At 45.4% G+C, this 12,128-nt stretch carries 14 protein-coding genes; 8 read left to right on the top strand and 6 right to left on the bottom strand.

The genetic code is table 11. The features are described from left to right. Positions 1–6: 6 nt before the first annotated feature. Together AC58QO_RS29600 and AC58QO_RS29595 are read right to left on the bottom strand one after the other, a co-directional pair. Positions 7–837 carry a thermonuclease family protein gene (locus AC58QO_RS29600; RefSeq protein ID WP_497271926.1) on the bottom strand — a complete coding sequence of 277 codons (831 nt, stop codon included), beginning with the start codon at positions 835–837 and terminating at the stop codon, positions 7–9. Positions 838–969: 132 nt separating this feature from the next. Then, the gene (locus AC58QO_RS29595) at positions 970–1,617 is read right to left on the bottom strand and encodes a GntR family transcriptional regulator (protein WP_497271924.1); all 648 of its coding nucleotides are present in this window, start codon (positions 1,615–1,617) and stop codon (positions 970–972) included. A 189-nt stretch (positions 1,618–1,806) separates the two neighbouring features. Between AC58QO_RS29595 and AC58QO_RS29590 the strand changes: the two genes are divergently transcribed. Genes AC58QO_RS29590 through AC58QO_RS29570 form a run of 5 tightly spaced genes read left to right on the top strand, consistent with a single transcriptional unit; the run spans position 1,807 to position 5,953 of the window. Further along, positions 1,807–2,703, top strand: coding sequence for a phosphate/phosphite/phosphonate ABC transporter substrate-binding protein (locus AC58QO_RS29590; RefSeq protein WP_497271922.1), 897 nt, complete (start codon positions 1,807–1,809; stop codon positions 2,701–2,703). A 41-nt stretch (positions 2,704–2,744) separates the two neighbouring features. After that, positions 2,745–3,527: a phosphonate ABC transporter, permease protein PhnE gene (phnE, locus tag AC58QO_RS29585; RefSeq protein WP_497271920.1), complete on the top strand. Its 783-nt coding sequence runs from the start codon at positions 2,745–2,747 to the stop codon at positions 3,525–3,527. Between the two features lies 1 nt (position 3,528). Then, positions 3,529–4,320, top strand: a complete 792-nt coding sequence (locus AC58QO_RS29580; protein ID WP_497271918.1) for a PhnE/PtxC family ABC transporter permease — start codon at positions 3,529–3,531, stop codon at positions 4,318–4,320. Positions 4,321–4,341: 21 nt separating this feature from the next. Continuing rightward, entirely contained in the window at positions 4,342–5,130 is a 789-nt protein-coding gene (gene phnC, locus AC58QO_RS29575; protein WP_497271917.1) for a phosphonate ABC transporter ATP-binding protein, read from the top strand. Between the two features lie 40 nt (positions 5,131–5,170). Continuing rightward, positions 5,171–5,953 carry a tyrosine-protein phosphatase gene (locus AC58QO_RS29570; RefSeq protein ID WP_497271915.1) on the top strand — a complete coding sequence of 261 codons (783 nt, stop codon included), beginning with the start codon at positions 5,171–5,173 and terminating at the stop codon, positions 5,951–5,953. Between the two features lie 44 nt (positions 5,954–5,997). On the opposite strand, the gene AC58QO_RS29565 is transcribed toward AC58QO_RS29570, so the two are convergent. Both AC58QO_RS29565 and AC58QO_RS29560 read right to left on the bottom strand, forming a co-directional pair. After that, positions 5,998–6,201 (bottom strand): hypothetical protein, encoded by a 204-nt coding sequence (locus tag AC58QO_RS29565; protein WP_497271913.1) that lies wholly within the window; start codon positions 6,199–6,201, stop codon positions 5,998–6,000. A gap of 171 nt (positions 6,202–6,372) precedes the next feature. After that, positions 6,373–8,289 (bottom strand): DUF2334 domain-containing protein, encoded by a 1,917-nt coding sequence (locus AC58QO_RS29560; RefSeq protein ID WP_497271911.1) that lies wholly within the window; start codon positions 8,287–8,289, stop codon positions 6,373–6,375. A gap of 427 nt (positions 8,290–8,716) precedes the next feature. Here AC58QO_RS29560 and AC58QO_RS29555 point away from each other — a divergent pair, with 427 nt between their 5' ends. Further along, complete coding sequence (locus AC58QO_RS29555; RefSeq protein ID WP_497271909.1) at positions 8,717–8,929, top strand: hypothetical protein; 213 nt, start codon at positions 8,717–8,719, stop codon at positions 8,927–8,929. Positions 8,930–8,997: 68 nt separating this feature from the next. On the opposite strand, the gene AC58QO_RS29550 is transcribed toward AC58QO_RS29555, so the two are convergent. After that, positions 8,998–9,354: a winged helix-turn-helix transcriptional regulator gene (locus AC58QO_RS29550; RefSeq protein ID WP_497271907.1), complete on the bottom strand. Its 357-nt coding sequence runs from the start codon at positions 9,352–9,354 to the stop codon at positions 8,998–9,000. 149 nt (positions 9,355–9,503) lie between these two features. Here AC58QO_RS29550 and AC58QO_RS29545 point away from each other — a divergent pair, with 149 nt between their 5' ends. Together AC58QO_RS29545 and AC58QO_RS29540 are read left to right on the top strand one after the other, a co-directional pair. Then, positions 9,504–10,376 carry an SDR family oxidoreductase gene (locus AC58QO_RS29545; RefSeq protein ID WP_497271905.1) on the top strand — a complete coding sequence of 291 codons (873 nt, stop codon included), beginning with the start codon at positions 9,504–9,506 and terminating at the stop codon, positions 10,374–10,376. A gap of 33 nt (positions 10,377–10,409) precedes the next feature. Beyond that, on the top strand, positions 10,410–11,123 hold the full coding sequence (locus AC58QO_RS29540) for a DsbA family oxidoreductase (protein WP_497271903.1): 714 nt from the start codon (positions 10,410–10,412) through the stop codon (positions 11,121–11,123). Between the two features lie 93 nt (positions 11,124–11,216). Here the strand turns inward: AC58QO_RS29540 and AC58QO_RS29535 are convergent, their stop codons facing one another. After that, the gene (locus tag AC58QO_RS29535) at positions 11,217–11,885 is read right to left on the bottom strand and encodes a GGDEF domain-containing protein (protein WP_497271901.1); all 669 of its coding nucleotides are present in this window, start codon (positions 11,883–11,885) and stop codon (positions 11,217–11,219) included. Positions 11,886–12,128: the final 243 nt, after the last annotated feature.

The raw sequence follows: 12,128 nt of genomic DNA, 5'->3' as shown, positions 1-12,128 counted from the left end.
CGAATACTACTCACAAGCAACGCCATCATGATCCCCATCCAGCTTCGCGCTGTAACCGGGCTCACCCTTTTTAATACTATACGCCCCCGCCGCATTAGCCTCTTTGCAGGAGTTGTAGGTCACGGATGACTTCGGCTGCGACGTAGTTACGGGTTTCGGTGTAGCCGTTATGGATAACTTCGGAGATGCCGCAGCATTCCCCTTCACCACACCTTCATGATACCCATCCTCTTGTGCATAATTTTCTACGCTCCAGATGTTCACCCCTTTTTGCTGGGCTTTCTTCTGAATCGCTCGAAATTGATCGACATATTTCACATTCGGCGGGTAAATATACGCCACGCGGGCGTAGCCATTTTCGAGCAGCAGCTCGTTGAACATGTTATCTCCAATGTATAAATAGCACAGCAATCTGCCGTATTTGTCCCGCTCCGATACATCCAACTCCAGCTGGACGTCTTTGCCTGTCAGCATCGTTTTGGCATAGTTCGATGCTTCCAATGCAAAAGGCTGAACCGGCTTTTCTGGATCTACACTTTCCGGCGTGTCCACTAGGAGTAGACGAATCGTTTCTTCTTTAACTTTGCCGCCTTCGGTGAATGACACTTTCATCGTGTCTCCGTCGACGACGCGGACCACTTTAGCGGGGATGCGCTTGCCGTCCTGGTTGGCCGGTGACGTTGACCCTGATGAGTGGCTAACCTTTGCTGCAGGCGTAGCTGCCCCAATATTCTCTACTTGGGAAGCACTGCAAGCCGTTGCCAGCAGGATAAGTACACTGACTCCAGCAGCTATGATCTGTCTTTTCGCTTTTGTATAGATGAGATCAGTTAGCATTGATACAACCTCCATGTGATGCTGTTTCTATCTGTCTATGAAAGTATATCAGACTTCAGACTAGGATAAATTCAATTAACATAAAAAGACACCCTTGTAGGTGTCCATTTATGGAAACGTGCCTTCCTATACTTATATTCTACCTGATCGCACCATACGCTCTCTATTGTAACCGTGCGCCTCTTTGGCAATGCTTCTTACCTGATTGAAATCGTTAGCAAGCAATGCATCATAGATCGATTGATTAATTTTATTTGCGGAATAGTGCGGCTCATGAGGCGTAACGATATAGTTAATTGTTGCATAGAGGACCATCTTATTAATATAGAGATCCACGACCTTCGTCATGCTGGCATTACTTAAAAAGCCTATCATCCCGCACATAAATTGCATGCTATATTTCACATATAAGTAATAGGCCTTCTGCTCTGTTGCCTCATATTGCAGATCCAGATATTCTTTGAGCTTTTTAAAATCGGGCCTATCCCCTTGTTGTTCCATTTGATCCACAGCATACATTTGAAAGGCATACATGACTTCCATCATGTCCATGGCTTCCTTCATTGAAGGCTCCTTAACTAGAATCCCTCGATTTTTCAGAGAAACAACCAATCCCTCATGCTCCAGCTGTGCGATAGCCCCTCTAACTGGTGTTCGACTCATGTTCAACGCGTCTGCAAGCTCATTCTCGGATAATAAACTGCCTGGCATGTACTCACCCTGCATAATTTGTGTATGAATAAACTCGTATGCGGTTTGTATCAATGATTTTGAAGCCATTTCGGTTGTCCCTCACTCTAAGAAAATGGAATTTGTCTAGTAAGTCTAGCACGGATTTTAGGCCGCGTGAAGGCATTCCAGCTACAATTCAACATTTACAAAACGTTCATTTCACGAAGATATTCTTCGAATACTCCTAGGGTAGAATTCAACTTGTATACAACTTGCACGTTAAATTAGGAGGGTATCATGAAGAAGACAATTTTATTAATGCTTACTGCACTAACTTTCATTTCACTACTAGCAGGATGCAGTACATCAACCAGTTCGCCTAAAAAATTCGTCATTGCCTATCTACCACAGGAAAGTGATGAGAAACGAACAGAGATTAATAAAGACTTCGAAAACAAACTTTCTGAGAAATTGGGTATTCCAGTAGAATCCTATAAAGCTACAAGCTATAACGCTGCTATTGAAGCCATCAAAAATAATAAAGCCGACTACGCATTGTTCGGTCCATTCTCTTACATAGTGGCTGTTGATCGCGCTAAGGTAGAACCTATTGCCGAACTTACGATGCCAAGTATGGTTGGCAAACCAGCTTCTGTCATCATCGTTCCCAAGAATTCTCCTGCCAAAACCCTCGCAGATTTGAAAGGGAAAACCTTCGGATTCGTTGATCCCGTATCCACAACTGGCCATTTATTGCCGAAATCCATGTTCGTGAAGCAATTAGGTATTACACCGCAAGATCTAGAAAAGGGCTTTTTCAAAGAAGTTTCTTTCGCAGGTGGTCATGACAAAGCGGTTCTAGGGGTAGTAAGAGGTCAATACGATGCTGCAGCAACTTCAGCTATGATTCCTGCAACCCTTGAAAGCAAAGGAATTATCGAGAAAGACTCCTACCGTGTTATTGCTGAATCCGAATCTTTACCAGGAACAGCGATCGGTATCCGCGGCACGATTTCACCAGAAATCAAAGCTAAAGTGAAAGAATTCCTTTTAAGCTATAACAATCCAGATTACTTCCTAAACGCTATCGGATCTAAAGACGCTAAGTTTATTGAAGCGAATGACAAGAACTATGACAAGATTCGTGAAACAGCCAAATCACTGAACCTTAGCCCAGAAGATTTGCTTAAGTAATCGTAAGACATCTAGCAGCTGGAAAAGGAGAAGTACCTGCCATGCATCCTGACATTATGCTGAAGCAAAAGAAGGTCAAGCGACGTTTGTCGCTTTTCCTCTTTGCTGCTGCCCTTATATTTTCCGTCTGGTATATCAAGTTTGATTTGTTGGAATTCCTATTGGGCATTCCCCTCTTTATCCGATTTCTGTTTGTTGATTTCATGCCGCCCAATGCATCTGATGTGTCCAAATATGTACAGCCGATCCTAGATACGCTGGCCTTTGGGGTGGTTGCCACATTTATCTCGTCTGCCATCGCCATTATCTTAGCCTTCTTGATGGCTAACAATACGACGCCTCATCCCATCCTGAGATATGTCCTGCGGGGTATTGTCTCCTTTTTCAGAAACGTCCCGTTCCTGGTATGGACTTCTTTCTTAGTTATCCTCTTCGGGGTAGGCGCATTACCGGGCATATTCTCACTCATCCTGTTCGGCGTTGCCTTCCTTTCTCGTGTATACGCAGAGGCCATAGAAGAAATCGATAAGCATGCCGTAGAAGCACTTGATGCCTCAGGTGCTACGTATTTCCAGAAATTAAAACACGCCGTCCTTCCACAGTTTATGCCCGGCTATATTTCCTGGACATTGTTCATGTTCGAAATTACCATTCGCGCATCAGCCGTAATTGGACTTGTAGGCGGAGGCGGTATCGGCAGCGAAATTAAGCTCACGATGGATCTGTTCCAATACAGTAAGACCGCTACCGTGATCACGATTCTGATCCTCATGATTTTGGCTGTTGAGTTCCTGACGCAGCGAATAAGGGAGCGATTGATTTAACATGAAGACCGCCATAGCCCATAAGTCTACACAGCGTAAACAACAGTATTTTTTCTTAGGTATGCTCGTCCTGTTCATTCCTTGTTTGTTCTATCTAGACCTGAGTTATACGCAATTTCTAGACGGGGCCCAGCGAATTCCAAACATTATGCAAAAGTTCATGCAAATTTCCTTCGGCGAGCTGCCGATGCTTCTTGCAGAGCTGCTAACTTCCGTGATTATCGCGTTTCTCTGCGTGGTCATAAGTGTGATTATTTCACTCTTGCTCGCATTCGTGATGGCGGATATTACAAGACCTAATCGGTATGTTTCCATGGTGCTGCGTACATTTGTCGTTATTATTCGAACAATTCCTACAACCGTATGGGTTCTACTTTCTGTCGCCAGTATGGGGTTTGGACCAATGGCAGGTGTGCTCGGGCTCATTTTCCCAACCGTATCCTACCTGATTAAAGTATTTGCCGCCCAGATTGACGAGTCAGGTAAAGATATCGTGGAAGCGATTCGGGCAACTGGCGGAACTTGGTGGCATGTCGTATTTAATGGCGTTCTTCCTAGCCTCCTAACCGCATTCGTCGCTTTAATCGCTTTTAATTTTGAAATGACTGTCGCTGAAACCGTCATTCTAGGTATGGTTGGCGCTGGCGGTATCGGGGTGCTATTACAGGAGTATATCGGCTTCTATGACTTTGCCCCACTAGGTATGGGTATTCTGGTCGTATTTATTACCTTATTCTTGCTCGAAATGACAACGAATCAGGTTCGCATCCGCCTAGTTGGAAGAAAACGCTAAGCCGAAAAGGAGATCACATGTATGTCGACGCTATTAACGATTCGAAACTTGAAAAAGAAATATAACAGTTCTACGACTGCTTTAGATATAACCGATTTGCAAGTAAAGGAAAAAGAATTCATTGCTGTCATCGGACCCAGCGGTGCAGGAAAATCCACCTTACTTCGCTCAATTAATCGTTTAGTCGAGCCAACAGAAGGTCAAATTGATTTCCTTGGATATCGCGTTGATCAAGCGGGTGCCAAAGATCTGCGCAAAGTTCGCTCCCAGATCGGTATGATATTCCAACATTACAATCTGGTTGAACGCCTTAGCGTACTGGAGAATGTCCTACATGGCCGCTTAGGGTATATGAGCTCATTGGCCGGTGTATTTAACCGCTACAGTGAAGCCGACAAACAAGAGGCGATTGCCCTGCTTCATAAGGTAGGTTTGGAAACCGAAGTGTATAAACGTGCTGATGAGCTTTCCGGTGGACAAAGGCAGCGTGTCGGCGTCTGCAGAGCGCTTGCGCAGAAGCCAAAGCTTATATTAGCAGATGAACCTATAGCCTCCCTTGATCCGCGCTCATCAGCGGTTGTCATGGATGCCATTCATCGCAATTGCACGGAGCAAGGAATCGCTTGCCTAGTAAACCTCCATCAGGTTGAGGTGGCTAAGCAGTATGCGAGTCGAATTATCGGCATCAAAGGCGGCAAGCTCGTTTTCGACGGACCGCCTTCGGCCCTGACAGACTACCATACCTCCCTTATTTATGAAGGTAAAGAGAGCGAAATGTTTCATCAACCCCAAGAACGTATGTATGCCTAAACAACTTAACTATTAAACTACTAAACGAGGAGCAACTCCTATGACCATTCAAATCGCTAACTATCCCGATAACCGTGTTCTTCCCTTTGAAGGCGTATTAAATTTCCGCGATATGGGCGGCTACGAAACTGTTGATGGCAGAAAAGTGAAATACGGCATGATCTTCCGCGCAGCTGAGCTGACAGGGATGACAGAGCAGGACTTCGCCTTGTTCCAATCTCTAGGGATCAAAACGATTTTCGACTATCGCACAGATACCGAAGCCGAGCAAAAGCCAGACCCAGCCATTCCAGGCGTAACGAATATTCGTATCTCCGCTATGAAGCAGGACATTCCAGCTGACATGCGTGAGCTTATGCGTCAGGGCCATTTCAAGAGCATGACGCCTGATTTCCTAGCGAACATGTACGTGGAGATGACGATCAGCAACGCATCCTTTCAGAAGCTCATGCACACGATGATGAACCCAGACAATATGGGTATTCTCCATCATTGCGCAGGCGGACGAGATCGTACTGGCGTCGGCGGTGCTATCATTCTGCTTGCTCTGGGCGTGCCAGAGGAAACGATCATCGAGGACTACTTGATTTCGAACACGACTCTTAAACCTATGAATGACAAAATGAGAGATCAACTCTCCGAATTCATGCCACAGGAAGACGTGGAACTAATTATTGCGAATATGGAGCTTCGTCGCGAATTCATGGAAGCCGTATTCACGGCTATTCATGAGAAATACGGCAGTGTGGCTGCATTCCTTGAGCAGGAATTCGGCATGACAGATGAGAAGCGTATCGCGTTTCAGGCTTCTTGCTTAGAGTAGATGAACGAGAAAAAGCACCTCTCTTGGGTGCTTTTTTCATTCGCTCATAGAATCACATCATATTTCACATAGATCTGGTGACGAATACTGGCTCTTAGACTATCTAGTATGTGCATTCTTTCGGATTCCATTTCTAGAAACTCAAAATTTTGTATATTGTTCAAAGCTTCTAGACGCTCTTTCGCCATCCAAATTTCTTCTACGTGTCTGCGCGTTTTTACTTTTAATCTGCTGGCCATTGTAATCATCTCTCCATCTCCCATGTCTACTTGTCATTTGTTGTTGCTGTTGTGACAAGCATACAATCGAGATGTGTCAAGATCTTACACGAATAATCAGTGAACATTCCGTGGAACAAATCTAACTTGAATGAATGAAAAAAGCACCCCTAAGGGTGCTTTTTTCATTCGTTCAACATCCTACGGTGTGCCTCCACGATAAGACAGCGCCAAATCCAGCACATGCGCCGCTTCGTCATAGGAGCCGATATCAACCTTCCGATTGCCATCAAAATCAGCGACGACACCACGCCTGCCTTGGCCTTGTGCCCAGGGACCAAACTCGTTGTCCAGCGGCTGGAAGCGGTTCTCCCCCTCATATTGGAACACTCGCCAAATGCCTGTCTCCGCCGTATAGGCGATCAAATCGCTTCGTCCGTCACCATTCGTATCGCCGACTAGCAGCTGGTCGTTATCCCCAAAGGAAACACCCTTTGTCGCCTCGAGCTTCCCAAACATTCCGTCCCCTTGGTGATTCAAAATGGCTACTTGCTTCTCCTTGCGGGAGACACAAAGAATATCATCCGCTGCTGGATCCTTGAATTTGGCTGTAAAAAACTCCGTATCCAGCGGGAGCGACAAGTCTAATTCTGTATAGTCCAACTGCTGATTACGCAAGTGGGCTAGTACAAGACCATTCTCTCCTCTAGCCATTAAGCCGGTGCCTGCGGTAGTACGCAGCGCTCGCAGGGAGCTTAAGCCTACAGGTAATAAACCGATGGACTTCACTGGTAAAAACTGCTGCTTATCCGCTAAAGCTACACGGACATTTCCCGTTTCGGCGTTATAGGCGAGCAGATCTTGCTTTCCATCGCCATTGGCATCGACGAGCAGGAGGGTTTCTTCCGCGGTAAACGCTTCTCGCAACCAAACTTGAGAAGCTTCCTGCTGCCGATTCCTCGGCGCAGCGTAATTCCCTGGAATTACAACAACGCGATGCAGCTGTCGCAAGACCACATCCGCGTGTCCGCGACCTGTGACATCGCCTAGCATCACATTAGGCAGCTTTGTTCCTGGAGGCAGCGTAACACGGTGCGCAGGAGTGAACGGAACGACATCGTGCAATGACATCCAGCGATAGTCCAACTTCTTGAAGCCCGAAATCAATTTATGGAGAAAGGAAACCGTCTCCCCTTCTTTATATTGATAGACGGGTACGCCGTCTCTCTCTACCGGTTTGCCATCCCCGTCAACGACAGGCTCCAGATGGGCAAACTCCAAGAAAGGATGAAAATAAAAGGAGGCTAGCTCATCATCTGATGCAGCCTTTTGCAACATCTGATCAACCGAATTCGCATCGCTTATGTAGCGATAGGGCGCGGGAATATAGACAGAGCCCAAACTATCTTGGCCGAACGTATTAACCGTATCATAGGTATTGATATCGTCGCGGGCATTTTTGGCATAGAGATCTGGTTGATACATAAGACCGACAAAGGAGCGGAACACGCCCTGCTGCTCACGCGTATCTTTGTAGTGCGGAGACTCCCAGAACGCTGGATGCAAATCAGCCCTAGCAAAAGCCGCTAAGCTCTCTTTGATCCGCTCCGCCGCATAGGAGATTTCCTGCGTTTCTGGAGCCCCTTTGATATTGAATTCAGAACCTGTTCCTGAATTATGCTCACCATCGGAACGATATGTCTCTCCATACTGATGACGGTATCCGTGCATCCCCAATACACCGCCATGCTGCTCAGCCTGTTGGAGAAGCTTAATAAATGCGCTTACAACCTCGTCCGGATTAGGGTCGTCAATCCCTTTCTCCTTCCATACACCGTCCGCTTGCAGACTCATCCTTCTCGGAATCACAGCGACATGAAATGGCACATGCTCCGACTCCACATATTCCATCACCGCTCGCAATTTACCGAGACCTTCCAGGGTGTTGTAATCACCGCCAAGCCCGACATCTTCCAGACGGATCATCACGTGACGTTTATCCCTATTAGGGGAAATATTCGACTCTGTATTCGTAGGGATATAAGCGGCCAGCCCAACGGCTGCGATAACGCCACCAACGATGCCTATTCCAATTTGCTGCCACAATTTACGTTTCACGCTAGACTGCTCCCCCATTTATGTAAAACGTAGATTATCTCTATGATTTCGACATTTTCCTCTAAATTATATATGAATCTATGGCGTCTTACTAGAAGAGTTTGAACTAAGGTTAAAAAGGAATAACGCTAGGCACAGCAGCATTGGAATCGCTTCCAAAATATTCAAACTATGCAGTACACGGATGCCATTCCGACTCTCTATTGAAATGTCTTAGGGACACTAGATACGTTATTCTGCTTACCTGATGAACGAAGCCTGATTTACCTTAGCGACTTACAAGTCCGTTAGCGCTAGAGGTCCAGCTGTACGTCTGCAAGCTTCTTTATTTTCTGAATTGTAAATGTAATCTTTACGTTGGGATAATACGCCATTAACATGGGTACTCTATGATAGAGATATCTTATTGTGACGGAGGCATCTGAATATGACAGCAAAAGTCGGTCTCGTATTTTTCTGTATATTTTCCCTATCGGTTCTAGGTGTTGCTGCAAAAGAGAGTCAGCCCGAAAAGCTTTCGGAGAAACGCACAGATACGCACATTGTTCGTCCGTATTCACCTGCACTGTATAACTCCACGGAACAATTTGAATACGAATTTGAATGGCAAAATGGGAAGATTGTTGCGAATCCTCAGTAAAAGGCTATGCCGGATTATCTCCCTACATATATGAGAAAAAGCACCCGCGAGGGTGCTTTTTGTTTATTTCATTGACCATCCTTCTTACTCACGCTATACCTCTTCCCCCACTCCCCCATGCTCTCTAGGATCGGAATAAAACTTCTTCCTGCATCCGTAAGCGAATACTCCACCTTGGGAGGCACCTCTTGGTACACTTTTCGATGAACCATCTGATCCTTCTCTAACTCTCGTAGTTGCGCGGTTAATATGCCTTTGGATACACCTGGTACTAAACGTTGAAGCTCGCCAAATCTCCTTGTCTCCCTTAAATGCCAAAGTATAATGATTTTCCATTTGCCTGCAATCACATTCTGAGTTGCTGTAACAGGGCAGACTTCGATTTGTTCCACTGGAATTTCACCCTGAAACGACGTTCGGGACATACGCATTCCCTCTCTTTCTCTATGGTTCTATTTTTGTGACTAGGTCACATTATAATGACTACTTACATTTTTATATCTACTATAATAATATATGACTATAGTTAAATTTCCAACTAGAATATTCGTTTATAAATAGGAGGACATCTATTATGTCAAAAATCGTAATTACCGCAGCAACGGGTGAATTAGGCAAATTGGTGGTTCAGCACTTACTGACCAAGGTTCCGGCAAGCGAGCTTGCTGTTAGCGTTCGAAACGTGGAGAAAGCATCCGACTTTGCTGAGTTAGGCATTGAAGTTCGCCACGGGGATTTCGATGATCCTGCATCGATGGAAAAGGCTTTTGCAGGTGCATCCAAGCTATTGTTGATTTCTTCACCGCAAGATGAATCCATCAGCCGCGTTCGCAAGCACGTAAGTGCCATTGAAGCAGCTAAAAAAGCTGGCGTGAAGCATATCGTTTACACGAGCTTTGCTTATGCGGATGTAGATGCTTTCGCTCCTCTGGCTAATGTACATCTAGCAACTGAATATGCGCTGAAAACGTCAGAAATTCCGACGACAATCCTGCGAAATACCTGGTATCAGGAACTGTACATTCATCCAGGCTTGCAAGCTAATACGGAAAGTGGCCATCTGATAAATTCAGCAGGTACTGGGAAAATTAATACAGCCACACGCAACGATTTAGCCTTAGCAGCCGCAACTGTCCTTGCAGAAGATGGACATCAAGACCAAGTCTATGAGTTAGCATCTTCCGAATCTTGGAGCTATAATGAATTAGCAGACATATTAACACAGGTTTCAGGCAAAAAAGTAACTTACCAATCCGTCTCCGACGCCGACTCCTATGCAGGCATGCTTCAGGCTGGACTTCCTGAAGGACTTGTGCAGTTCTTAGTTGCCATCGATAGCAAAATGGCCGCTGGAACTGAAGGGCGTACTTCCAATGATCTTGAGAGACTTATCGGGAAAAAGCCGACTTCCATCCAAGAAAGTATTGCGCTATTATTCAATAAATAATCGTTTTATCAATTTAACATTGAGGTGAATCTTATGATGCAAGTAGAAATATGGTCGGACTTCGCTTGTCCGTTCTGTTTTATTGGTAAGCGCCGCTTCGAGCAAGCACTAGCGGACTTTGCACATCGTGATCAAGTCGAAGTGATCTATCGCAGCTTCGAGCTAGATCGTCATGCACCGAAACATGTTCCACATGATGTGTACGATATGCTCTCTTCCCGTTACGGCATGAGCCGTCAGGAAGCCATTAACATGAATGAGAAAATGCGTCAGCAAGCCGTTAGCGAAGGTATCGACTTTCAATTCAGCGGCATCGTGTTGACGAACACATTCGATGCTCATCGTCTGCGGCTATTTGCCGAGAAGCATGGCAAGGGTGCCGCGATCTCGGAGTTGCTGTTCCTTGCTTATTTCAGCGAGTCCAAGAACATAAGCGATCCTAACATCCTTGCAAACATGGCAGAAACAGTAGGGCTTAATCGGGAAGAAGCCCTGTCCGTGCTCGCGAGTGATCAGTACGCCGAGCAGGTGCGCGCCGAGGAAGAAGATGGCAGCCGCCTTGGTATCCGCGGCGTTCCGTTCTATATCATTAACCAGAAACACACGTTGTCCGGAGCTCAGCCAAGCGGCGTTTACCTGAACGCTATGCAGCAGCTATGGGATGCCCAGCAACCGCCGCAGACTGCTGCCCCGGCAAGTGACGAAGCTTGTTTAGACGGCACTTGCGCCGTTCCAGACAAGCCATAACAATGATCAAGATACAAGCTTGAACACGCACGGATACAAAGAAGAAGCACCCTCGCGGGTGCTTCTTCTACATTATTCTACTTGCTGCTGCTTTTATAATTTCGCTGCAACCAGATTGTTCTTACCTTTTCTATCCGATTTCAAAGCGTACATCTCTTGCTCCGCCACATAAAGCAAATCATCCAGTGTTCGCGCTTCGATGGGATACATAGCCGTACCAATTGAAACGGAAATCTCTAAATGAAAGTCTCTCGAAGCTGCCATTAATTCGTTCTGGATATGGCTAATCATCAGCTCTCTTTTACACGTATCCGAAGAAGTCGACAAGATCAGAAATTCGTCCCCAGCCCAACGAGCAGCGATATCCTTCTTTTGTAAGTGAAGCATTAATACATTGGCAATCCGTTGCAGGACCTGATCACCAACTTTATGCCCACGGGAGTCGTTAATTAATTTGAAATTATCCACATCGATAAAATATAAAATCAATTTCTCCTGTTTCCGGTCTACTGAAGTGATGAGCTTAGGAAAAATATCCAGAATAAATCTCCTATTATAAAGTGTCGTCAGATTATCTTTCTCCGAAAGAAACTTCAATCTATCATACTGCGTACCCAGCACCCAGCTTGCAAATAAAATAATAATACCAAACAAAGGGAATTGAAGAAAGGGAACGTTATAATAAAGCGTACCATAAGTTCTCAAAGCTACGATCATGACTACAACGAACGATATAATAACGATTCTTCCTGAATAGTTCATCCCAAATCACCATCATCCAAATTGTGTCTATGTACGTCTATAGTGACACACTTGTTCCATATATTTCAAGGAATATTTGGTTCGCAGATGCGCACAGGTTTTCTTCGTTGACAGCACACTTTGATATGTGTACGATAGCCAAGGAAATATTCTACATATAAGGGGTTTGCAGTCATGAGGAACAACTGGAAAGGATTTGTGTTAGGGGTTATTACCACCTTTCTCTTAATGGGGACTACCGTT

It is taken from the genome of Paenibacillus sp. J31R30, from assembly GCF_059692115.1.
The sequence above is the reverse complement of the archived record's forward strand: the minus strand, read 5'-3'. Positions and strand labels throughout refer to the sequence as shown.